General features: G+C 73.1%; 25 protein-coding genes. 11 read left to right on the top strand and 14 right to left on the bottom strand.

Features of this window, described 5'->3' with window-relative positions; translation table 11 throughout:
• The first annotated feature begins 31 nt into the window (after positions 1-31).
• Entirely contained in the window at positions 32-637 is a 606-nt protein-coding gene (locus CCO04_RS08955) for an amino acid-binding protein (protein ID WP_215813728.1), read from the top strand.
• Positions 638-652: 15 nt separating this feature from the next.
• On the opposite strand, the gene CCO04_RS08950 is transcribed toward CCO04_RS08955, so the two are convergent.
• From CCO04_RS08950 to CCO04_RS08935, 4 genes are read right to left on the bottom strand one after another with little or no spacing between them, the layout of a single operon-like run.
• On the bottom strand, positions 653-1,099 hold the full coding sequence (locus tag CCO04_RS08950) for a nitroreductase family deazaflavin-dependent oxidoreductase (protein WP_215813727.1): 447 nt from the start codon (positions 1,097-1,099) through the stop codon (positions 653-655).
• A gap of 38 nt (positions 1,100-1,137) precedes the next feature.
• Positions 1,138-1,476, bottom strand: coding sequence for a thioredoxin (gene trxA / locus CCO04_RS08945; RefSeq protein ID WP_305799866.1), 339 nt, complete (start codon positions 1,474-1,476; stop codon positions 1,138-1,140).
• Positions 1,473-1,844, bottom strand: a complete 372-nt coding sequence (locus tag CCO04_RS08940) for a MerR family transcriptional regulator (protein ID WP_215813726.1) — start codon at positions 1,842-1,844, stop codon at positions 1,473-1,475. Before CCO04_RS08940 ends, trxA begins: the two co-directional genes overlap by 4 nt.
• Before the next feature lie 47 nt (positions 1,845-1,891).
• Positions 1,892-4,216, bottom strand: coding sequence for a transglycosylase domain-containing protein (locus CCO04_RS08935; RefSeq protein WP_215813725.1), 2,325 nt, complete (start codon positions 4,214-4,216; stop codon positions 1,892-1,894).
• 207 nt (positions 4,217-4,423) lie between these two features.
• Between CCO04_RS08935 and CCO04_RS08930 the strand changes: the two genes are divergently transcribed.
• Positions 4,424-4,705 (top strand): WhiB family transcriptional regulator, encoded by a 282-nt coding sequence (locus CCO04_RS08930; RefSeq protein ID WP_038683329.1) that lies wholly within the window; start codon positions 4,424-4,426, stop codon positions 4,703-4,705.
• Here the strand turns inward: CCO04_RS08930 and CCO04_RS08925 are convergent.
• From CCO04_RS08925 to CCO04_RS28440, 7 genes are all read right to left on the bottom strand, one after another.
• Positions 4,684-5,880 carry an ArsA family ATPase gene (locus tag CCO04_RS08925; RefSeq protein WP_215813724.1) on the bottom strand — a complete coding sequence of 399 codons (1,197 nt, stop codon included), beginning with the start codon at positions 5,878-5,880 and terminating at the stop codon, positions 4,684-4,686. The two genes, CCO04_RS08930 and CCO04_RS08925, sit on opposite strands and share 22 nt — an antisense overlap.
• 2 nt (positions 5,881-5,882) lie before the next feature.
• Entirely contained in the window at positions 5,883-6,881 is a 999-nt protein-coding gene (locus tag CCO04_RS08920; RefSeq protein WP_308281164.1) for an ArsA-related P-loop ATPase, read from the bottom strand.
• Between the two features lie 40 nt (positions 6,882-6,921).
• Positions 6,922-9,360 carry an ABC transporter permease gene (locus CCO04_RS08915; protein ID WP_215813723.1) on the bottom strand — a complete coding sequence of 813 codons (2,439 nt, stop codon included), beginning with the start codon at positions 9,358-9,360 and terminating at the stop codon, positions 6,922-6,924.
• Positions 9,360-10,055, bottom strand: a complete 696-nt coding sequence (locus CCO04_RS08910; protein WP_215813722.1) for an ABC transporter ATP-binding protein — start codon at positions 10,053-10,055, stop codon at positions 9,360-9,362. Before CCO04_RS08910 ends, CCO04_RS08915 begins: the two co-directional genes overlap by 1 nt.
• Before the next feature lie 82 nt (positions 10,056-10,137).
• Complete coding sequence (locus CCO04_RS29710) at positions 10,138-10,893, bottom strand: inositol monophosphatase family protein (RefSeq protein ID WP_215813721.1); 756 nt, start codon at positions 10,891-10,893, stop codon at positions 10,138-10,140.
• Complete coding sequence (locus CCO04_RS08900; RefSeq protein WP_215813720.1) at positions 10,890-11,579, bottom strand: response regulator transcription factor; 690 nt, start codon at positions 11,577-11,579, stop codon at positions 10,890-10,892. Before CCO04_RS08900 ends, CCO04_RS29710 begins: the two co-directional genes overlap by 4 nt.
• Positions 11,576-12,736, bottom strand: coding sequence for a sensor histidine kinase (locus tag CCO04_RS28440; protein ID WP_215813719.1), 1,161 nt, complete (start codon positions 12,734-12,736; stop codon positions 11,576-11,578). Before CCO04_RS28440 ends, CCO04_RS08900 begins: the two co-directional genes overlap by 4 nt.
• 111 nt (positions 12,737-12,847) lie before the next feature.
• On the opposite strand from CCO04_RS28440, the gene CCO04_RS08890 reads away from it, so the two are divergent.
• The 6 genes from CCO04_RS08890 to CCO04_RS08865 all read left to right on the top strand — a co-directional run bounded on the left by CCO04_RS08890 (position 12,848) and on the right by CCO04_RS08865 (position 17,397).
• Complete coding sequence (locus tag CCO04_RS08890; protein ID WP_215813718.1) at positions 12,848-13,000, top strand: hypothetical protein; 153 nt, start codon at positions 12,848-12,850, stop codon at positions 12,998-13,000.
• A gap of 29 nt (positions 13,001-13,029) precedes the next feature.
• Complete coding sequence (locus tag CCO04_RS08885; RefSeq protein WP_215813717.1) at positions 13,030-13,185, top strand: DUF4177 domain-containing protein; 156 nt, start codon at positions 13,030-13,032, stop codon at positions 13,183-13,185.
• Between the two features lies 1 nt (position 13,186).
• A complete protein-coding gene (locus CCO04_RS08880) occupies positions 13,187-13,654 on the top strand; it encodes a RidA family protein (RefSeq protein ID WP_215813716.1) in 468 nt (155 codons plus the stop codon).
• 116 nt (positions 13,655-13,770) lie between these two features.
• Complete coding sequence (locus CCO04_RS08875) at positions 13,771-14,634, top strand: NUDIX domain-containing protein (protein WP_252372853.1); 864 nt, start codon at positions 13,771-13,773, stop codon at positions 14,632-14,634.
• Complete coding sequence (locus CCO04_RS08870) at positions 14,631-15,455, top strand: MBL fold metallo-hydrolase (protein ID WP_308281163.1); 825 nt, start codon at positions 14,631-14,633, stop codon at positions 15,453-15,455. The genes CCO04_RS08875 and CCO04_RS08870 overlap by 4 nt, the downstream gene beginning before the upstream one ends.
• Positions 15,456-15,519: 64 nt before the next feature.
• On the top strand, positions 15,520-17,397 hold the full coding sequence (locus CCO04_RS08865; protein WP_215813714.1) for an HYR domain-containing protein: 1,878 nt from the start codon (positions 15,520-15,522) through the stop codon (positions 17,395-17,397).
• Positions 17,398-17,407: 10 nt separating this feature from the next.
• Here the strand turns inward: CCO04_RS08865 and CCO04_RS08860 are convergent, their stop codons facing one another.
• The 3 genes from CCO04_RS08860 to CCO04_RS08850 form a co-directional block, all read right to left on the bottom strand.
• Positions 17,408-18,766, bottom strand: coding sequence for a hypothetical protein (locus CCO04_RS08860; RefSeq protein ID WP_215813713.1), 1,359 nt, complete (start codon positions 18,764-18,766; stop codon positions 17,408-17,410).
• On the bottom strand, positions 18,763-19,269 hold the full coding sequence (locus CCO04_RS08855) for a SigE family RNA polymerase sigma factor (protein WP_215813712.1): 507 nt from the start codon (positions 19,267-19,269) through the stop codon (positions 18,763-18,765). Before CCO04_RS08855 ends, CCO04_RS08860 begins: the two co-directional genes overlap by 4 nt.
• An 83-nt stretch (positions 19,270-19,352) precedes the next feature.
• Entirely contained in the window at positions 19,353-19,973 is a 621-nt protein-coding gene (locus CCO04_RS08850) for a Crp/Fnr family transcriptional regulator (RefSeq protein ID WP_174249989.1), read from the bottom strand.
• A gap of 194 nt (positions 19,974-20,167) precedes the next feature.
• Between CCO04_RS08850 and nth the strand changes: the two genes are divergently transcribed.
• Genes nth through CCO04_RS08835 form a run of 3 tightly spaced genes read left to right on the top strand, consistent with a single transcriptional unit; the run spans position 20,168 to position 22,241 of the window.
• On the top strand, positions 20,168-20,884 hold the full coding sequence (nth, locus tag CCO04_RS08845) for an endonuclease III (protein WP_308281162.1): 717 nt from the start codon (positions 20,168-20,170) through the stop codon (positions 20,882-20,884).
• Positions 20,884-21,519, top strand: coding sequence for a TlpA disulfide reductase family protein (locus CCO04_RS08840; protein WP_215813710.1), 636 nt, complete (start codon positions 20,884-20,886; stop codon positions 21,517-21,519). The genes nth and CCO04_RS08840 overlap by 1 nt, the downstream gene beginning before the upstream one ends.
• Positions 21,516-22,241 (top strand): CoA pyrophosphatase, encoded by a 726-nt coding sequence (locus tag CCO04_RS08835; RefSeq protein WP_257753566.1) that lies wholly within the window; start codon positions 21,516-21,518, stop codon positions 22,239-22,241. The genes CCO04_RS08840 and CCO04_RS08835 overlap by 4 nt, the downstream gene beginning before the upstream one ends.

Raw genomic sequence — 22,241 nt, 5'->3', positions numbered from 1 at the left:
GGCGAAACACGGGCGGGTTAGTGTCGAGTTCATGCCGTTCCTGCTGCGCGTGCTGCTGCCCGACGTCCCCGGTTCGCTGGGTCGCGTGGCGACGGCCATCGGTATGGCGGGCGGCGACATCGAGGCGATCGAGATCGTCGAGAAGCGCTCCGACGGCACGGCCGTCGATGACGTGCTGCTCGAGCTGGAGCAGGGCATGATGCCCGACTCCGTCGTCTCGGCCTGCAACGCCCTCGACGACGTCGAGGTGCTCTTCGTCAGCCGGTACCCGGCCGGCGGCAACCTGATGATGGACCTCGAGGCCGTCGAGGAGCTCACCACCGCCTCGGGCGACTTCGACAAGCTCATCGACCTGCTGCCCGCGACCTTCCGGGTCGACTGGGCCGCGCGCGTGCACCGCGCCAAGGGCGTCGTCTACGGCACCAGCGCCGCCCCGGACGAGCTCGACTTCGTCGAGATCGAGGCCCCGCTCCGCCTGGAGGCGCCCGAGGACGAGGTCACCCTCTTCGCCGCGGCCCGCCTCGACGGCAACGAGATCGTCATCGTCGGCCGCCGCGGCGGGCCCGAGTTCGCCGAGTCCGAGATCGCCCGGCTCGGCCACCTCTGCGGTCTCGCGGTCACCATCGCGACCGCCTGACCGCTCCGGCGTCGGTCAGTCCCCGGCGGGCTCCAGCAGGAACACGGGGATCTCCCGGTCCGTCTTCGTCTGGTACGACGCATAGGTCGGCCAGGTGGCGACGGCGTGGTCCCACCACTGCTGACGCTCCTCGCCCTCGGCGATGCGGACCGTGTAGGAGCTCGGCTCCGGACCGTCCTGGAGGTCGACCACCGGGTGCGCGACGAAGTTGGCGTACCAGCTGGGGTTCTCGGGAGCCCCGCCCTTGGAGGCGATGGCGGCGTAGACGCCGTCCTTCTCGACCCGCATGACCGGGTTCTTGCGGAGCTTGCCGGACTTGGCGCCCACCGACGTGATCACCACGATCGGGTCCTTGCCGCCCTGGAGGGTGTTGGCCTCGCGGCCGCCGGAGGCCTCGTAGGCCGCGACCTGGTCGCGGACCCACTTCTGCGAGCTGGGCTCGTACTCACCTTGAAGAGTCATGTCTCCACAAGACCACGGCCGTGGCCGCTATTCCAGGATCACCCGGCGAGCGCCTGGTCGAGCTCGCGGTCGAGCGCCGCCTTGGGCCGGGCCCCGCGCAGCTCGTGCACCGGCTGACCGCCGCGGAACACGATCATCGTGGGCAGCCCCATCACCCGGTACTGCGCGGAGGTGATCGGGTTCTCGTCGCTGTTGACCTTGACCACCCGCAGCGCCCCCTCCCGCTCCTCGGCGATCCGGACCAGCGCCGGCGCGACCTGGTGGCACGGTCCGCACCACTGGGCCCAGAACTCCACCAGCACGGGCACGTCCGAGCCGAGCACCTCGCTCGCGAAGTCGGCGTCGGTGATCTCGGCCAGGGTCGTCGTCGCAGTCATGCGTCCTCCTCGGTTCGATAGCTCTCCGCATCCGCGAGGAGCCCGGACAGCTCCCCGCGCAACCGGCTCAGCTCGGTGATGCGCTCATCGATCTCGGCGATCCTCAGCCGGTAGGCATCCAGCGACGCCGGGCACACGTCCGCCCGGTCGTTGCCCGCCCGCAGGCACTCGACGAACGGCACCGTCTCGTCGGCGGTCAGCCCGAGCGACAGCAACGCCCGGATCTCCCGTACGACGAGCACGTCGGCGTCGTCGTACTCCCGGTAGCCGTTGGCCGCCCGCGCGGGCGCCAGGAGCCCGCGGGACTCGTAGTACCGCACCGCCTTGACGCTGACGCCGGCGCGCTCGGCGAGGTCCTTGATGAGCACGGGACGACGGTAGACCTTGCCCCGTGGGGCAAGGTCAAGCCGCGGCGTCAGCCGTTGCCGCGCCCCTTCTTGCCCTTGCCCTTCTTGCCCTTGGGCTTCGCCGGCGAGCCGTCGGAGGGGTAGAGCGTGACGGTGTCGCCGGTGGCGAGCTGACCGCCGGCGGCGGGGAAGGAGTACGAGACCAGGCCGCGGGCGAGACGCGAATCGACGTCGCGGCCGCGGACCACGGTGAAGCCGAGGCCCTCGAGCTCGGCGCGGGCGTCGTCGTAGGACTTGCCGGCCACCGGAGGAACGGTGATCAGCAGGCCGGCCACGTCGGTCGAGGAGGGCTTGACGAAGCTCTCGTCGGGCAGCCACTGCGCGATCGCCTTGAAGGCGTCGCCCCACATCGGGCCGGCCGTGGTCGAGCCGGCGGTGCTGGCCCGGACGTAACCGCCGATGGACTTGCCGTCGAGGGTGTCCTGGTTGCCGTTGGGCTTGACGCCGGCGACCATCGCGGCGCCGGCCAGGTTGGGCGTGTAGCCGGCGAACCAGACCGACAGGTTGCCGTTGGTGGTTCCGGTCTTGCCGGCCGCGGGCTGGCCCGGGTTGAGCGCGGAGCCGAAGCCGCCGGGGGCGACGACGCCCTGGAGGACGTCGTTGACCGCGTCGGCGACGGGGCTGGCGAGCACCTGGGTGCACTGCTTGTCGTACTTCTTGAGGACGTTGCCCTGGGCGTCGGAGATCTGGGTGACCGGGCGGGCGTCGCAGTGCAGGCCACGGGCGGCGAAGGTCGAGTAGGCCTCGGCCATGTCGAGGGGGCTGACGTCGACGATGCCCAGGGTGAAGGCCGGCTTGATGTCGTCCTTGGTGAGCGAGCGGATGCCCATCTGCTTGGCCAGCTTGTAGGGCTCGCAGATGCCGGTGGCGAGCTCGAGGTTGACGAAGAACGTGTTGACCGAGTTGCGGGTGCCCTCGTAGAGGTTGGGGTTGGCCGACGAGCTCGTGGAGTTCTTCGGGTCCCAGATCTCGCTGCTCTGGTAGGGGCCGTCGCAGGTCTCGAACTTGTTGAGCGGGAAGTAGCCCGGGTTGGGCGCCGGGAAGGTCTTGGTCAGCGGGATGCCCTGGCTGATCGCGGCGGCGAGGACGAACGCCTTGAACGTCGAGCCGGCCTGGACGCCGTTGGCGTCGCCGTACTTCTTGGGGACGACGTAGTTGAGGAACGTCTCGCCCTTGTTCTTCTTGGTGCCCATCGGGCGGGACTGGGCGAGCGCCTTGACGTTGCCGGTGCCGGGCTCGATCAGGGCGAGGGCGCCGACGGCCTGGTCGCCCTTGTAGACCTGGCCGGAGACGCCCTGCTGGGCGGCGCGCTGGTAGCGCATGTCGATGGTCGTGCGGATCGTGAGGCCGCCGTTGAAGATGAGCCGCTTGCGGTCCTGGGGCGTGGCGCCGAGGGCGTCATCGGTCATCAGCCAGCGCACGACGTAGTCGCAGAAGAACTGGGCGCCGGAGTTGAGGCAGCCGTTGGGCTCGTTCTTGACCTTGAGGCCGAGCTTCTTGGCCTTGGCGGCGTCGGCGGCCTGGTCGGTGATGACGTTGAGCTGGGCCATCCGGTCGAGGACGATATTGCGGCGGACGGTGGCCTGGGCCGGGTTCTTGGTCGGGTTGTACGCCTCGGGGCTCTGCACGAGGCCGCCGAGGAGGGCGGACTGGCGCAGGTTGAGGTCCTTGGCGTTGACGCTGAAGTAGTGCTGGGCCGCGGCCTGGACGCCGTAGGCGCCGTCGCCGAAGTAGGCGGTGTTGAGGTAGCGCTCGAGGATCCAGTCCTTGCTGTGGCGCTTCTCGAGGGCGATCGCGTAGCGCAGCTCGCGCAGCTTGCGGCCGTAGGTGTCGTCGGTGGCGGCCTTGCGCTCCTCGTCGGTGTCGGCCTGGTTGAGCAGGGTCAGCTTGACCAGCTGCTGGGTGATCGAGGAGCCACCCTGGGCGACGCCGCCGGAGGCCTGGTTGGTGAGCAGGGCGCGCATCGTGCCCTTGAGGTCGAGCGCGCCGTGCTGGTAGAAGCGGAAGTCCTCGATCGCGACGATGGCCTCGACCATCGTGCGCGAGATCTGGCGGAGCGGGACGTTGACCCGGTTCTGGTCGTAGAGCGTCGCGATGGTCTTGCCGTTGACGTCCTCGATCTCGGTCCGCTGGGGGAGCTGTTCGGTCTCGAGCTCCTGGGGGAGGTCGTCGACCGACTCGGCCACGTTGCGGGCCGAGAAGCCGACCACGCCGGCGAACGGGATCGCGAGACCGGCCACGACGACGCCGAGAACGGCGGCGACGAGGAACATGACGCCGAGGTGAGAGGCGATCTTTCCGGGCGGCAGACCGTCGAACCGGGTGCGGGACATGCGCCTCAGGGTACGGGACGGGCCCTCATCGCTCCGAGTCGTGGAGCACGCTCACCCTCGTGCGCCTAGTCCGTTGTGACTAGGCAGGTTGGGCCCAATGAGCGGTGTCGGTATTGGCGATCCTCCTTTACTTTGATTCGGTCGAGGAGAACCAAGCGCTGTGGGGGTGCTGGCTCCTCGGATGTGGGAACCATTCAGGGGACAACTATGTGGGTAGATGACTGGGCGCCTCGCGCTGCCTGTCGGGACCAGCAGCCCGACCAGCTCTTCGTCCGTGGGGCGGAGCAGAACAAGGCCAAGCAGGTCTGCGCCGGCTGTGCCGTGCGCACCGAGTGCCTCGCGGAGGCGCTCGACAACCAGATCGAGTGGGGTGTCTGGGGCGGGATGACGGAGCGGGAGCGCCGTGCGCTCCTGCGGCGCCGCCCTCAGGCCTCGTGGCGCAAGGTCCTCGAGGACGCGCGGGACCGTCAGGACCCCGCGACCGTCTGACCGAGGAGCGCACCGACGGTGCGCAGGCCGTCGAGGTCGTGGACGTCGCCGGCCAGTGCCGGTACGACGGCCGTCGCCACCTGCGGGTGCGCGGTCGCGAACCGGTCGCGCAGCGCGCGCTCGCGCTGGACCATGCGGACCCGGTCGGCGTGGAGCCGGAGCAGTCCGGCGGTCAGCGACCCCGGGTCGGTACGACGCAACCGCTCGGCCGCGGTCATCGCCTCGTCGGCGGACAGCTCGCCGCCGGGGTCGGGGCTGGCCCGGTTGACGACCAGCCCGGCCAGCGGCATGCCGTCCTCGCTGAGCCGCTCGACGAAGTAGGCGGCCTCGCGCAGGGCGTCCGGCTCGGGGGCGGCGACGACGAGGAACGCCGTGCCGTCGGCCTTGAGCAGCGAGTAGGTCTGCTGCGCGCGCTGGCGGAAGCCGCCGAAGACGGTGTCGAGCGCGGTGACGAAGGTCTGCAGGTCCTTGAGGAACTGCGCGCCGAGCACCTTGGTGAGCGCGTTGGTGATCAGCCCGAGCCCGGCCGTCATCAGCTTGGCCGGGCCCTTCGCGGGCATCAGCAGCAGCCGCACGAACCGGCCGTCGAGGAAGCTCGAGAGCCGTTCGGGCGCGTCGAGGAAGTCGAGCGCGGAGCGCGAGGGCGGGGTGTCGACGACGATGAGGTCGTAGGTGCCGGTGGCCTGTGCGTCCCGGTGAATCTGGCCGAGCTTCTCCATCGCCATGTACTCCTGCGTGCCCGCGAACGAGCTCGACAGCGCGATGTAGAACGGGTTGGCCAGGATCTGCTGGGCCTTCTCGGGGCTGGCCTGCGAGAGCACCACCTCGTCGAAGGTGCGCTTCATGTCGAGCATCATCGCGTCGAGGTGACCGGTGCCCTCGACGCCGGTGACGGGACGCGGGGTGTTGTCGAGCTCCTCGATGCCCATCGACTGGGCGAGCCGGCGGGCCGGGTCGATGGTGAGGACGACGACCTTGCGGCCCCGCTCGGCGGCCCGCAGGGCGAGGGCGGCGCTGGTCGTGGTCTTGCCCACGCCGCCGGAGCCGCAGCACACGATGATGCCGGTGGTCGGGTCGTCGAGGAGGGCGTCGACGTCGAGCGCGCCGGCCCGCTGCCCGGGCGCGGTGGCGGGACCGACCCGGGACGGGTGCTGGGTCGAGCTTCGTGCCGCCATCGCTACGCCATCCCCTGCTCTCGGAGGAGTCCGGCGAGCTCGTAGAGCCCACCGAGGTCGATGCCGCCCGCGAACCGCGGCAGCTCGTACGACGGCACGTCCAGCCCGGCGACCAGGTCGCGCTGGGAGTCCTCGAGCGCCCGGCGCTCGGCATGGTCGGCGGCCTCGCCGAGCAGCCCGTCGACCAGGCCGGGGCCGACCTCGACCCCGCCGTCGACGAGGTCCTGCTCGATCCGGGCGCGGTCGAGGGCGCCGGTGCGCGCGGCGGCGAGCTGCTCGTCGGTGAGGTCGCGCGGGCGCACCTGGTTGACGACGACGCCGCCGACGGGCAGCCGCGCGGCGCGCAGCTCGGCGATGCCGTCGGCGGTCTCCTGGACCGGCATCTCCTCGAGCACGGTGACCAGGTGCACGGCCGTGCGGGGGGAGCGGAAGAGCGTCATCATCGTGTCCGACTGGGACTTGATGGGGCCGACCTTGGCCAGCCCGGCCAGCTCGTTGCTGACGTTGAGGAACTGGGTGATCCGGCCGGTGGGCGGGGCGTCGAGCACGACGGCGTCGTACTCGATGGCGCCCTTGTTGCGGCTGTTGCGCTGCACCGCCTCGTAGACCTTGCCGGTGAGCAGGACGTCGCGGACGCCGGGCGCGATGGTGGTCGCGAACTCGATGACGCCGAAGCGGTCGAGGGCCTTGCCGGCCCGGCCGAGCCGGTAGTACATCGAGAGGTACTCGAGCAGCGCGGCCTCGGCGTCGATGTGCAGCGCGTGGACGACGCCCCGGCCGCCGTCGGCGTCGGGGAGTCCGGTGGTGAGCCGGCGCTCCTGGTACGGCAGCGGGTCGACGTCGAACATCCGGGCGATGCCCTGGCGGCCCTCGACCTCGCAGAGCAGGACGTTCTTGCCGCGGGTGGCCAGCGCGAGGGCGAGCGCGGACGCGACGGTGGACTTGCCGGTGCCACCCTTGCCGGTGACCACGTGCAGGCGGACCTTCCCCCAGTCGCTCACGAGGGCAGAGCCTAGCGAGCAACTGGGGGAACCGGGGGTGCTACTCCAGAGCGAGACCCGCCGCGGGGGTGACCTTGGCCGCCCGCCGCGAGGGGACGACCGCGGCGAGGAGACCGGCCAGCGCCGAGGTCGCGATGACCAGGGCGAGCTGCCCCCAGGGCAGGACGACGTGCGCTCCGTCGACCGCCGGCTCCACGAGCGCCCGTACGCCGGCCCAGGCGAAGAGCACGCCGAGCGTGGTGCCCACGAGGGTCGCGACCACGGCGAGCAGGACCGCCTCGGCGGCGAGCATCCGGCGTACCTGGCGCCGGGTCAGGCCCAGCGCCCGCAGCAGGGCGTGCTCGCGGCCGCGCTCGAGGACCGAGAGGCCCAGCGTGTTGGCGATGCCGACGAGCGCGATCACCACGGCGATGCCGAGCAGGCCGACGACGCCGCCGGTGACGACGTCGAGCTGGACGTCGACGTACGAGCGCCGGGCGAGACCGTTCTGCAGGCTCGCGTCGACCGGGGAGCCGATCGCCTCGACCGAGCCGGCCAGGTCCTGCGGGTCGGCGCCGTTCGCGGCGCGGAGCCAGACCGCCTGGGTGGCGGCGTCGGGCGCGAGCCGGTGCAGGGTCGGGATGCTGACCAGGGCGGCATCGCCCCAGCCCTCGCCGCCGACCACCCGCAGCCGCACGCTGCGCTCGCCGACGGTGACCGCGACCCGGTCGCCCTCCTCGACGCCGTCGCCGAGCAGGTCCCACGGGACGACGACCTGGCGGGTGCCGACCGACGGCAGGTCGCCGTGCAGCACCGGGCGGACGCCGGTGCCCGCGCCGGCGGGCTCCGCGACGACGGGGACCTTGCCCAGACCGGCGATCTCGGCGGGAGTGCCGGGCACGCTCACCGCGCCGTCCACGCCGTCGATCTCGCCGAGCCGGGTGACGACGTCCGGCGGGAGGGCGGTGGCGCCGGTGACGGCGAGGTCGACGGGGTACTGGTCGTCCATCTCGGCGGTGAGCGCGGAGCGCGAGCTCGCCATGCCGGTCAGGACCGCGGTGGTGAGGGTGACGCCGATGAGCAGCGAGGCCGCGGTCGCCGCCGTACGACGGGGGTTGCGGACCGCGTTGCCTGCGGCGAGCCGGCCGACCGGACCGAGGATCCCGTGCCCGAGCCGGCCCGCGGTGCGGATCAGGCCGGGGACGAGGACCGGTCCGAGCAGCAGCACGCCGACGAACGTCGCGGCGCCGCCGACGACGAGCACGGGCGGGCTGGAGGCGGCGATCGCCACGGCGAGACCGGCGGCGCCGAGCAGGACGACGGCCAGGCCCAGCGCGACGCGCACCCGCCCGGCCCGGGTCGTCACGCGGGTGCTGTCGTCGGGGCGCAGCGCGGCGAGCGGGCTGACCCGCACGACACGGCGGGTCGGCAGCCAGGCCGCGACCAGCGTGACGCCGAGACCGACGGCCGCCGCGGCGACCAGCCAGCGCGGGTCGACGTCGGCCGGGCCGAGCCGGGCGCTGGGCCACTGGTGGCGCACGAAGGCGACGAGCCCGTGGCCGAGCCCGAGCCCGCCGAGGACGCCGACCACCGCGGCGAGCACGCCGAGCGCGAGCGACTCCAGGCGTACCGAGCGGACGAGCTGGCGCCGGGTCGCGCCGACGCAGCGCAGCAGCGCGAAGTCCCGGGCCCGCTGGGCGAACAGGATCGCGAACGTGTTGTTGATGACGAGCACCGCGACCAGCAGTGCGATCGCGGCGAACAGCAGCACCACGATGGCGATCACGTCGACGCCGTTGTTGACGTCCTTCTGGAGCTTCTGGACGTAGGCGCCGACCGACACCGTGTCCGCGTCCGGTACGACGTCCTCGATGGCGCTCGTCGCGGCGGCGAGGTCGCCGGACCCGCTCCAGGCCAGGCTGGTGACGTACATCCGGTCGGTCCAGCGGGCGAGGTCGCTCCAGAGCAGGTAGACCGACGCCACCGAGTACGTCGACGGCGAGTCGACGAGCCCGGTGACCGTGACGTCGAGCGCGCCGGCGCCGGTGCCGACGCGCAGGTGGTCGCCGACGGCGATCTTGTCCACCTTGGCGGCGTTGGCGTCGACGACGGCCTCGCCCGGCGCGCTGGGGAAGGTGCCGTCGACGAGCTTCTGCCAGCGCAGCTCGGGACGGTCCGGCACCTGGCCGACGTCGGCGCTGCTGTCGACGACCTTGCCGTCGCGGGCGACCTGCTGGGTGGTCCAGCCGATCAGCCAGGCGTCGGCGCCGGTCGTGGGGGCGGCCTCGATGAGCCGGGCCGCGTCCTCGGGCGAGGGGTCGTCGACGACGGCGTCGGCGCCCTCGTACGGCTCGCCGATGCCGGCGCTCAGGCCGCTGCGCACCGATGACGAGAGCGCCGCCGTGACCACGATGAACACCACGCCGACGACGATCGCGAGGAGCGCGGCGCCGTACCGGCGGGTGTGGGTGCGGAGGGAGGCGAGCAGGACGGTACGCATCAGGCCGCGACCCGGCTGGCGATCTGGCCGTCGGTGAGCACGACGACGTCGTCGGCGTAGCGCGCGGCCTCGTTCTCGTGGGTGACCATGACGACGGTCTGGCCCAGCTCGCGCACCGAACGGCGCAGGAACGCCAGCACCTCGGCCGACGTGGTGCTGTCGAGGTTGCCGGTGGGCTCGTCGGCGAACACGATCGCGGGCGCGTTCACGAGCGCGCGGGCGATCGCGACCCGCTGCTGCTGGCCGCCGGACATCTCCGCAGGGCGGTGGGTGAGCCGCGCGCTGATGCCGAGCGTGTCGACGACCTGCGCGAAGCGCGCCGCCAGCTCGGGGTCGCGACGGTCGCGGCCGGCGAGCTCGGTGGGCAGCCAGATGTTCTGCTCGGCGGTCAGCATCGGCAGCAGGTTGAACGCCTGGAAGACGAAGCCGAGGTGGTCGCGGCGGAACCGGGTGAGCCCGTCGTCGTCCAGGCCGGCCAGCTCGCGGCCGGCCACCGTGACGCTGCCCGAGGTCGGCTGGTCGAGCCCGGCCAGGCAGTGCATCAGCGTGGACTTGCCGGAGCCGGAGGGCCCCATGATCGCGGTGAAGCGGCCGGCCGGCAGGTCGAGGTCGACGCCGCGGAGCGCGTGGACCAGGGTGTCGCCGTGGCCGTAGGACTTGGTGAGGCCGCGGGTGCTGGCGGCGAGTTCGGTCATGGCACCGAGCCTGGTCGAGCGGGCGCCCCGAAGCGTCAGGCCGCGGGTTGATCCGGTGTCCGACGTGGGGTGGACGGCGGCGTCAGCCCAGGTGCGGACGGAGCAGGGCGAGGAGCGCGGTGTGGGTGGGCTCGTCGGCGGCGGCGAGGAGGCCGCGCCCGGTCTCGACGGCGCCACCGTGCAGGTCGGTGACGACGCAGCCCGCCGCGCGGCAGACGGCGATCCCCGCCGCGAAGTGGACGCTGTCGTGCAGCGCGCCCGGCGCCCCGTCGGTCACGTAGCCCGCGCGCCGGCCGTCGGACACCCACGCCAGCGCCAGCGTCGTCGACAGCACCCGGGGCCCGAAAGCCCGGCGGAACGCGGGATCCGCGATGACCTGGGCGCCGGCGAACGGGCCGTCGAGGGGGCCGTCGGCGTTGATGTCGACCAGCCCCGAGGCGGACGACGGGGTGGGCGGGTCGTCGGTCGACCAGGTCTGCCGGGCGATGGGGTCGACGACCGCGGCGGCGGTGGTCCGGCCGTCGACCTGGAGCGCGACGTTGACGGCGACCAGGGGAGTGGCGGCGGCGAAGTTGAGCGTCCCGCAAAGGGGATCGACCAGCCAGCGCCGGGACGCGTCGCGGTCGCCGGTGGCGCCGAGCTCCTCGCCGACCACCAGGTCGCCGGGACGCTCGCGGGCGAGGACGTCGAGGATCGCCCGCTCGGCGGCGAGGTCGGCGTCGGTGGCGAAGTCGAGGCCGTCCTTGGTGTGGCGGACCAGCGTGCCGCCGTACCGGGCGCGGACGACGGCGGCGCCCGCCTCCGCGGCCGCACGGGCGACCCAGGCGTCGTCGCTCACGGCCGGACCAGGCCGGTCTCGTAGGCGAGCACCACCAGCTGGACCCGGTCGCGCGAGCCGGTCTTGGCCAGCAGCCGGCCGATGTGGGTCTTGACGGTCGCCTCGGAGACGACGAAGTCCGCGGCGATCTCGGCGTTGGAGAAGCCGCGGCCCACCAGGACGAGCGTCTCGCGCTCGCGCTCGGTCAGCGCGGCGAGGCGGTCGGCGTCCGTGCCGTCGGGGGAGCCCGCGGTCGCCGGCAGCGCGGCGGCGAAGTGCTCCAGCAGCCGGCGGGTGGTGCTGGGCGCGACGACGGAGTCGCCGGCGTGGACCGTGCGGATCGCGCCGAGCAGGTTCTCGGGAGTCGCGTCCTTGAGCAGGAAGGCGGCCGCGCCTGCGCGGATGGCGGCGAAGGCGTACTCGTCGAGGTCGAACGTGGTCAGCACGATCACCTGCGGGGGATCGGCCTGCTCGGTGAGGCGGCGGGTGGCCTCGACGCCGTCGAGGCGCGGCATCCGCACGTCCATCAGGACGACGTCGCAGCGGGTCACCGCCAGGCGCTCGAGCGCCTCGCCGCCGTCGCCGGCCTCGCCGACGACGGACAGGTCGGGCTGGCTGTCGATGAGCATCCGGAACCCGGCGCGCACCAGCTCCTGGTCGTCGACGAGGAACACGCGGATCGGCTCTCCCTGGGTCCCTGGACTCACAAGGGGATCCTCGCGCACAGGGCGAACCCGCCGTCGGGCGCGGGGCCCGCTTCGAGCGTGCCGTCGTGGGCCGCGACCCGCTCTCGCATGCCGGTCAGGCCGAGCCCCCGGCCGTCGTTGGTGGCCGCGGCGCCGCGGCCGTCGTCGGTGACGGTGATCTCGAGCGCGCCGCGATCGACCCGGACGCCGACCGTCGCCGCGGCCCCGGGACCGGCGTGCTTGCGGACGTTGCTGAGCGCCTCATGCACGATCCGGTACGCCGTCAGCGCGACGCCGTCGGAGACCGGGGTGTCCGCCCCGGGGAGCTGGGCGCTGACCGACGTCCCCGCCGCCTGCGCCTCGGCGACGAGATCGGTCAGGTCGGTGAGCCGCGGCTGCGGCGTCGTCGGCGCCCCCTCGGCGCGCAGGATGCCGAGCATCCGGCGCAGCTCGGCGATCGCCTCGCGCCCGGTCGCCGCGATCGTGCCCAGCGCCGGACCGGTCACCGACGGGTCGTGCGCCGCCGCGGCGCGTGCTCCGTCGGCCTGGACCACGATGGTGGTCAGCCCGTGCGCCACCACGTCGTGCATCTCGCGGGCGATCCGGTGCCGCTCCTCGATCGCGGCCAGTGCCGCCTGCTGGGCGGCCTCGCGCTGGAGCCGCTCGCCGCGCTCGACAAGCGCGTCGACGTACGCCTGGCGGGTGCGGCCGAGGGTGCCCAGCGTCCAGGCCACGACGACGAAGAGCGCGATGGTGATGAAGTAGGCCGTCACGTTCTCGGGCGTGGTCATCTCGTTGCCGAACCCGCGCAGCCAGTCCACGGCCGCGATCGCGGCCCCGACCACGCCGGTGCCGAGCGCGGCGAGCGCCCACCGGGGGCCGGCGTACCGGGCGACGGAGTAGGTCGCCACGGGGAACGCGAACTGGCTCCACAACGGGGTGTCCGTGAGCACCGCCTGCGCGGCGCAGCCGAGCGCGACCGCGGTGAACACCGCGACCGAGTGCCGGCGGCGCCACAGCAGCGGCGTGATCTGGACGATCATCAGCAGGCCGTCGACCACGTCGACGAAGAAGACGTAGGGCACCGCCGGCAGCAGCAGGAAGACGACCAGCCCGAGGTCGAACCACCGCTCGCCGCGCGGGCCCAGCCGCCACGGCTGTCGGTCGGCTCGGGTCACCGGGCCACCGTAGACGGCGGGGCCGGGACGGACGTCAGACCACGGGTGGATCCTGCGTCCTTCCGTGTCCCCCCGGGGCGGCCTACGATCGGCGTACCGGAAGGAGTCGCCATGGCCGAGCAGACCGGGCCCGAGCGCTATCGCCACCTGCCCCCGCCGATCGACCCGACGAGCCTGCGCACCGCCCAGGACGTCGACCCGCCGCCTCCGGAGGAGGACGACACCTACCGCGAGCTGCTCTGGGTCGTGAACCGCTACGGCTGAGGTCCGCGGGGCTGAGTAGTGTCGGCCCCATGACCAAGTGGGAGTACCAGGTGGCGCCCGTCCTCAACCATGTCGCGGCGCAGATCCTCAACAACTTCGGCCAGGACGGGTGGGAGCTCGTCACGCTCATCCCCGGCCAGGGCGGCAACGACATCGCCTACTTCAAGCGTCCGGCCGAGGCCTGAGGTGCCGACCCCCGAGGAGCGCCTCGCCGCGCTCGGCCTGAGCGTCCCCGACGTCGTGCCGCCGGTGGCGGTCTACGTGCCGGCCGTGCGCAGCGGTGACCACGTCTACACGGCCGGCCAGCTGCCGATGCGCGACGGTGCCCTGATGGCGACCGGCAAGGTCGGTGCCGAGGTGAGCGCCGAGGACGCCTACGCCTGTGCGCGGCAGTGCGCGCTCAACGCGATCGCGGCGATCCGCTCGATCGCTGGTGACCTGAGCACCGTGCGCATCGTCAAGGTGGTCGCGTTCGTCGCGTCCACGCCCGACTTCACCGGTCAGCCGGGGGTCGCCAACGGCGCCTCGGAGCTGCTCGGCGAGGTGTTCGGCGACGCGGGTGTGCACGCGCGCTCCGCGGTCGGCGTACCGGTGCTGCCGCTCGACGCGCCCGTCGAGGTCGAGGTGATCGCCGAGATCGTCGGCGCTGCCTGATGTCCGGCAGCGCGGCGGGAGGCGGTGCCGCCGGTCGGGAACCGCGAGCCGACAGCGGTCTGCGGGGATCCGGCGGTGCCGCCGGAGACGCGCGCGGACCGAGGGGACGGATCCCGTTGCCGCCGGTCCCGCTGCCCGCTCACCTCGCCGACCTCGCCGCGGAGTACGCCGACGGCCGGCGCGAGCCGGCCGTCCCGCGTGATGCCGCGACGGTCGTGCTGCAGCGGGCCGGGGCCGACGGCCGGCCCGAGATCTACCTGCTGCGCCGGCACACGACGATGGCGTTCGCCGGGGGCATGTGCGTGTTCCCCGGTGGCGGCGTCGACCCGCGCGACTACGACCACACGGTCGCCTGGGCCGGGCCCACGCCGGCGGAGTGGGCGGCGCGGCTCGGCACCAGTGAGGACGTCGCCCGGGCGCTGATCTGTGCGGCGGTGCGCGAGACGTTCGAGGAGTCCGGCGTGCTGCTCGCCGGCACCTCGGCCGACAGCGTGGTCGCCGACACGACCGGCGACGACTGGGAGGCCGACCGGGTCGCGCTGGAGTCGCGGGAGCTGTCGATGACCGACTTCCTCGACCAGCGCGGGCTCGTGCTGCGGACCGACCTGCTGGGCATCTGGAGCGGTTGGCTGACGCCGGTCTTCGAGCCGAAGCGCTACCGGACGTGGTTCTTCGTGGCCCGGCTGCCCGAGGGGCAGGTGACGCGCGACGTCTCCAGCGAGTCCTCCGAGGTGGTCTGGATCCCGGCCGCCGACGCTGCCGACCAGGCGGACCGGGGTGAGCTGGCGATGCTGCCGCCGACGTACCTGACCTGTCTCGAGGTCGGCACCCACGCCACTCCCGAGGCGGTCCTGGCGGCCAGCACCGGTCGCTCGGTCGAGATGTTCACGCCGTCCGTCGAGCCGCTCGGCGAGGGCTTCACCCTCTCGATGCCCGACGGGCTGCGCCCGCTCGTGGCCCAGCGGCGGTCGGGCTCGTGAGCGAGCCCTGGTCCGGCGGCCCGTACGGCGACCGCGGGCGCTGCGTCCTCGCGCCCAACCCCGGGATCATGACGCTCGACGGCACCAACACCTGGATCCTGCGCGAGCCCGGCTCGGACCGCTCGATCGTCGTCGACCCCGGCCCCCTGGACGACGGCCACCTCGACGCCGTCGCCGCGGTGGCCGGCCAGGTGGACGCCGTGGTGGTCACCCACCACCACTACGACCACACCGAGGCCGCCCGCTCGTTCGCCGAGCGGATGGGCTGCGGCGTGCGCGGTCTCGACCCGGCGCAGTGCTGGCGCTCGGACCCGCTCACCGACGGTGAGGTGCTCTCCGTGGGTGGTCTGGACATCGAGGTGCTCACCACGCCCGGTCACACCACCGACTCGATCTCGCTGCTCGTCGAGGCCGACGGCGCCCTGCTGACCGGCGACATGGTGCTCGGCCGCGGGACGACGGTCATCGTGCACCCTGACGGCGACCTCGGCTCGTACTTCGACTCGATCGCCCGCATGCGCGCGCTCGTCACCGAGGGCCGGGTCGGCTCGCTGTGGCCCGCGCACGGGCCGGTGCTGCCCGATGCGGCCGACGTCCTGGACCACTACGTCGTGCACCGGCGCGACCGGCTCGCCCAGGTCGAGGCCGCGCTGCCCCGGCTCGGCCTCACGCCGACCGACCTGCCGCCCGACGTCGCCGAGCACCCCACGCTGCCGCGCCAGGTGGTCGAGGTGGTCTACGCCGATGTCGACGAGTCGCTCTGGGGAGCGGCGGAGTCGTCGGTCCGCGCGCAGCTGGCCTACCTGGCCCGCCGGCGCTAAGAAGAATTGGCGGCAGTTCGCCGAAAAGCGGGACGCAGCGAGAGCGCTCGCTGACCATGGAGGGATGCTCCCTCCCCCCGAAAGACCCCGTTCTCGGCATGCCCGGCTCCTCGCCGCCGCTGCCTTCCTCCTGGCCGGCGTGCTCGTCGCGCCGCCCTCCTACGCCGACGGCGAGGTCGAGCCCGCCCCGGCCCCGCCCGTGACCGAACCCGAGGTCACCCCGACTCCCGAGCCCACTCCGGAGCCCGAGCCGGCCCCCGAGCCCGAGCCCGAGCCCGCGCCGACCCCGACCCCGGAGCCGGCCCCCGAGCCCGAGCCCGCGCCGGCACCCCCGGCCAAGACCCCCGGCAAGACCAAGCAGGCCGTCCCGCAGGCCGTACCCCAGGCGGCCCCGCAGGCCGCCCCCGGCCCGGTGATCGAGGGCGAGAACCCGATCGTCCGCACCGCCACCAGCGTCAACGGCGCGCAGGTCGACGTGGACTTCACGATCAGCGGCGGCTGGGCGAGCCAGAGCATCGTCGCGGGCGCCTGCGTGGTCAGCCCGGTCGAGGTGAACAGCCCCCAGGACCTGCTGGGGATCCAGTTCCTCGGTGCCACCGGCACCCGGTTCTTCCACGCCACCAAGCAGTTCCCGATCGGCACCACCTACGGCGCGTGCCTGTGGGGCCGGTTCAGCCTGCTCAACCCGATCGACTTCAAGTTCCAGAAGTTCACCGTGGTCGTCAACGACCCGGCGCCGACGATCACCGTTCCCGCCGACCAGGAGATCGAGGCGACGAGTGCCGCGGGCGCCGCGGTCCCGTTCACGGTCTCGGCCAACGACCCGATCGACGGGGCGCTGAGCGCGAGCTGCGTGCGCCCGGGCGACGTACCGGTGGCGTCGGGTGACACCTTCGCGATCGGTACGACGACCGTCACCTGCACGAGCGCGCTCAACTCGCGCGGCAAGCGGGCCACGGACTCCTTCGACGTCACCGTGGCCGACACGACGGCGCCGACGATCGACGTACCCGAGGCGGTCTACGACCCGGTCACCGACAGCCGCGGCTTCGTGCTCACCGCCACCAGCGCGGACGGCGCGGTCCTCACCTACACGACGACCACGACGGACGCCGTCGACCCGGCACCCCAGGTCACCTGCACCCGGGCCTCCGGCAGCGTCGCACCCATCGGGACGGGCACCTTCACCTGCCGCTCCAAGGACGCGGCGGGCAACGAGAGCGACCTGCTCTCGCTCTCGGTGCGGGTCCTGGCGCCGGCGCCGACCATCAGCGTCCCCGACGACCTCGTGGCCGAGGCCACCGGTCCGGACGGTGCGCCGGTCGACTTCGCGGCCGGCGGTCGCGACTTCGTCGACACCGCCTTGCCGGCCGAGTGCCGCACCGGCGCCGACGGCTCCGGTCCCGTGGTGGCCCCGGGCGCGACGTTCGCGCTGGGGACCACGACGGTGCGCTGCGCGGTCGAGGACCAGTGGGGCGGCACCGCGAGCGACACGTTCACGGTGAGCGTCGAGGACACCACCGCCCCGGTGATCACCGTCCCCGCTGACTTCAGCGTCGACGCGACCGGTGACGAGGGTGCCGTGGTGACCTACCAGGCCACCGCGACCGACCTGGTCCACGGCGAGGTGCCGGTGAGCTGCACGCCCGCGTCGGGCAGCACCTTCGAGGTCGGTACGACGACCGTGACCTGCACGGCGTCCGACCCGGCGACCGTGGTCGCCCGGGCCGGCACGTCCAGCGCCACCTTCACGGTGACCGTCGTCGCCGAGGTCGAGGGTGAGGTCGGCGGCGAGGTCGACAACGGCGCCTCCAGCGGCGGCGGTACGCCGACCGCGACGGCCCTGCCCGGCACCGGTGCGCCCGCGCTGCTCGAGCCGGGTCTGCTCGGTGGTCTGCTCCTGCTGGGCGGGCTGCTGCTGGTCCGGCGCCGCCGGGCCTGACCGACCCGTCCTACCGGCCCCGTCGTCCGCGCGTGAGCGTGGGCGACGGGGCCGTCCTCGTTCGTGGCCGCCTGCGCGCACGGACCCACAGCAGGGCGGCGAGGCCGCCCAGGACCAGGGCTCCCGTGACGTCGAGGAGGGGGCGCTCCTTGCCGGTCCACCACGGCCAGGACGGCTCCGGGCGTTCGACCGTGGGCCGGTCGAGGGACATCAGGTCGAGCGCGAGCGAGGCAGGGCGAGCGTCGTCCGGGACCTTGATCACGACGGGTGCCTGGCTCGGCCTCTGCGGGTCGACGATCCGCACCTCCGGGTCGCCGGGTCCGTTGGAATCGGCTGGCCCGCTCGACAGGTGCACGAGGTGGCGCGCGTCGAGCGCGCCCAGCTCGGCCGGCAACGGGCCGGGCAGGGCACTGAGCCGGCGGCCGCTCGGCAGCTCGACCAGCTCGGTGGGTCGTCCCGCTCCGCGACCCGTCACGATCGCCACCACGCGGTCGCCGTCGAACCGCAGGCCCGTCATCTCGGCCTGGTCGGACAGGGTGAGGTGGTACCGCTCGTCCGCGCGCACCATGGTGTCGCCGCTGACCGCGACGAGCGCGCCGTCGTCGGACACCGCGACCCCGTTCGGACCGCTCCAGCCCCCGTCGCCGACCACGACCGTGCTCGATCGGCCGTCCTCGGCCGCGAGAACGCCCGCGAACGACGGGTTGCCGGTGCGGGCGTCGTCGGTCCACCGGTCGATCTGCGGGCCGTCCCAGGCCAGCCAGCGCCCGTTGGCCGACCAGGTCACCGTCATCACCAGCAGGCCGGCGCCCTCGTCGGTGGACAGCGGGACCTCACGGACCCGACCGGACGACAGGTCGGCGATCCGGAGACCGCCCTCGTCGCCGTCGACCCAGCCCCACACCAGGCGGGTGCCGTCCGGGGACAGCGCGACCGGCGGGTTCGACAGGTAGCCGCCGTTCGCTCGCTCGGTGTCGTTGAGGAAGCCGGGCAGCTCCAGCGGGTGGTAGCTGCCGTCGTAGGCGTCCACCAGTGTCGCGCGCGAACGATCGGTCAGCAGGACGACGGCACCGCGCCGCACACCGGTGTCGCCGACTTCCTGCCGCCGGGCGTCGTCGGGCACGCCGTACAGGCGATCGGGCACGCCCGCCGTCGCACCGCCGCCGGCGATTGGCGTGGCGCCGGGCCGTAGCAGTGGCACCACGAGGGCGGCCAGCAGGGCGAGGCAGCCGACCGCGAGGACGGCACCGAGCACCCGGGCCCGCGTGTGCGCGCGCCGGCCCCGGGTGAAGAGGTCGTCGGGGACAGGGATCTCCGGCGCCCGGTCGGCGATCCGGTGCAGCTCGGTCCGCAGGCGTTCGCCGCTCATGCTGCGCCCTCCAGGAGCTCCTCGAGGTGTGGGGCGAGGGCCCGGAGCCGGGCGAGCGCTTCGCGGGCGGTGGACTTCACGGTGCCGGCGCCGATGCCGAGGGCCTTCCCGGTCTGCACCTCGGTGAGGTCCTCGAAGTAGCGCAGCACGAGCACCGAACGCTGGCGTCGGGTGAGCTGGGCGAGCGCCGCCTCCAGGCTCAGCCGCAGGTCGGCATCGAGACCGGGGGAGCCGCCGGTCGTGTCGTCGTGGGCGGGGGTGAGGGCCTCTGCGACCTTGCGCCGCCGCCACCAGGAGATGTTCTGGTGGTAGAGGATCCGCCGTACGTAGGGCTCGGGGTCGCCCTCGATCCGGTGCCACGCGCGCGCGGCCTTGAAGAGTGCCGTCTGCACGAGGTCCTCCGCGAGGTGGGCGTCTCCGGTGAGGAGGCACGCGGTGCGGATCAGCGCACGCGAGCGCGCCAGGACGAAGTCCTCGAACGCTTCTCGAGACGTGTCGTGCATGCAGCCGACCCCCTTTCGCCCCTAACTACGCGTGGACGAGGGGGTCCGGGGGTGTCGGGTCCGGAGAAATCTCTCCGCGCCGGTCAGCGGGCGCGGCGCGACATCCGCTCCATGTCGAGGATGACGACCGAGCGCGGCTCGAGCCGCAGCCAACCACGCGAGGCGAAGTCGGCGAGCGCCTTGTTGACCGTCTCGCGGGAGGCGCCGACCAGCTGGGCGAGCTCCTCCTGGGTGAGGTCGTGGTGCACGTGGACGCCGTCGTCGGCGGTGCGACCGAAGCGCTCGGCGAGGTCGAGCAGCGCCTTGGCGACGCGGCCGGGCACGTCGGAGAAGACGAGGTCGGCGACGACGTCGTTGGCCTTGCGCAGGCGCGCGGCCAGCTGGGCGAGCAGGCCGCGGGCCACGACGGGGCGACCCTCGAGCCAGCGCAGCAGGTCCTCGTGGGACAGCGAGGCGAACTCGGCGTCGGTCACGCAGGTGACCGTGGCCGAGCGCGGGCCCGGGTCGAAGAGCGAGAGCTCGCCGAACATCTGGCCCGGTCCCATGATCGCGAGCAGGTTCTCGCGGCCGTCGGAGGACGTGCGGCCGAGCTTCACCTTGCCCTCGAGGACGACGTACAGCTTGTCGCCGCTGTCGCCCTCGTGGAACAGCACCTCACCGCGGCGCAGCCGCGTGGTGGCCAGCGACGTGCGCAGCGCTGCCATGGCCTCGTCGTCGAGGGCACTGAACAGTGGCGCCTGACGGAGTACGTCGTTGTCCACGCTTCCTCCAAAGTTGCGTAAAACCCGGTCTGCGGCATCCTAGCCAGTGCGACATGTCACACCTAACAGGCGCGCGGGTCCGCAGCCTGCGGACACGCCGCCCGAGGCTGTCGGAGGCACACCGTAGGGTGGCCTCCGTGCGGCCGATCGACACCAGCGACGAGACGTCGACCCAGCTCGTCCGCCGGGCGCGCAAGATCGACCGGATCCTCGCCGAGACCTATCCCGACGCCAAGGCCGAGCTCGACTTCGACAACGCCTTCGAGTGCCTGGTCGTCACCGTGCTCTCGGCCCAGACCACCGACAAGCGGGTCAACGCGGTGCGCCCGACGCTGTTCGCGGCCTATCCCGACCCGGCGTCGATGGCCGCGGCCGACCGCGCCCACCTGGAGCAGATCGTCGGGCCGCTGGGCTTCTTCCGGGCCAAGACCGAGTCGCTGCTCAAGCTGAGCGCCGCCCTCGTCGAGACGTACGACGGCCAGGTCCCCGGCCGCCTCGAGGACCTCGTGACGCTGCCCGGGGTCGGCCGCAAGACCGCCAACGTGGTGCTCGGCAACGCCTTCGACGTCCCCGGCATCACCGTCGACACCCACTTCGGCCGGCTGGCCCGCCGGCTCGGCTTCACCGACGAGACCGATCCGGTCAAGGTCGAGCACGCGGTCGGCGCGCTCTTCCCCAAGCGCGACTGGACGATGCTCTCCCACCACCTGATCTGGCACGGCCGGCGCCGCTGCCACGCCAAGAAGCCCGCGTGCGGGGCCTGCCCGGTGGCCCGCTGGTGCCCGTCCTACGGCACCGGCCCGACCGACCCGGTCGAGGCGGAGAAGCTGGTCCGGACCGAGGGGCCCAACTGATGGCCCGACGCCTCTCCGCCCTCTTCGTGGCGCTGGTGGCGGCGGGAGTCCTGCTCACCGGCTGCGACAGCGTCGCCCCGGCGTTCGCCTGCAAGGTCGACGCCACGACGCCCGACCTGGTCAAGGACCGCGAGGCGGCCGGCATCGCCGACTGCGTGCCGGGTGACTGGTCGACGGGTGACGGGGCGGCGGCCGAGCTGCCCGACCTCCGGCTCGACTGCCTCGGCGGCGAGAAGGGCGCGTCCCTCTCCGAGATCCACGGGCCGGCGTTGATCAACTTCTGGGCGTCCAACTGCGCCCCGTGCCGCAAGGAGATGCCGGCACTGCAGAAGTTCTACGAGAAGTACGGCGACCAGGTCACCGTGATCGGCGTCAACTACCTCGACACCTACCCGGGCGCGGCGATCGACCTGGCCCGGATCAGCGGCGTCACCTATCCCTCGCTCGCCGACGGCTGCGGCGACCTCCAGGACACCAAGACCGAGCTCGGCGCCGGTCTGCCGTTCTTCCTGTTCGTCCACGAGGACGGCACGATCTCCCGGCCCCACGCGGGCGGGGTGTCCTCGCCCGACGAGGTGGTCGAGCTCGTCAAGGAGAATCTCGGCCTCGACCTCACCGCCAAGGCCGCGTCGTGAGCGCCCTCCCCGACGGCCTGCCCGAGTGGCTGGTGCCCGTCGCCGAGGGCGCGCGGGCGATCGAGGGCAGCGACCTCACGGCGTTCCTGCCCCCCAAGGACCGTCCGGTACGACGCGGCGCGGTGCTCATGCTCCTCGGCGAGCACGACGTCCTGCTCACCGAGCGCGCCCACGACATGCGCTCGCACCCGGGCCAGGTCTCCTTCCCCGGCGGCAGTATCGACCCCGGTGAGACGGCGGTCGAGGCGGCGCTGCGCGAGGCGCAGGAGGAGATCGGCGTCGATCCGGCCGGGGTCGAGGTCTTCGCGAGCCTGCCCGAGCTGTGGCTGCCGCCGTCCAACTTCGCGGTGACGCCGATCCTGGGCTGGTGGCGTGAGCCCGGCCCGATCCGGGTGGCCTCGCCCCAAGAGGTGCACGCGATCCACCGGGTGCCGCTGTCCGAGCTGTTCGATCCCGAGCACCGGATCCAGGTGCGCCACCCCGGCGGCTGGACCGGTCCGGGCTTCCTGATCGGCCCCGACAAGGACGTCATCCTGTGGGGATTCACCGGCGGCATCCTGACCCGATTCTTCGACTTCCTCGGGTGGCTCCCCCCGGTGAGCGACCCGCCGGTGCATGATCTCCCGGAGTACATGCTCGCCGAGTACGTCCGTCGTACCGCTCGGGCAGCCGACGACGACGACGCGGGAGACGGCATGGACCTCCTGGAGCCGAACGAGTGA

It is taken from the genome of Pimelobacter sp. 30-1, from assembly GCF_018831735.1.
In the GTDB taxonomy this organism is placed as follows: domain Bacteria; phylum Actinomycetota; class Actinomycetes; order Propionibacteriales; family Nocardioidaceae; genus Nocardioides.
This window is presented reverse-complemented; position numbering and strand designations above follow the sequence as displayed.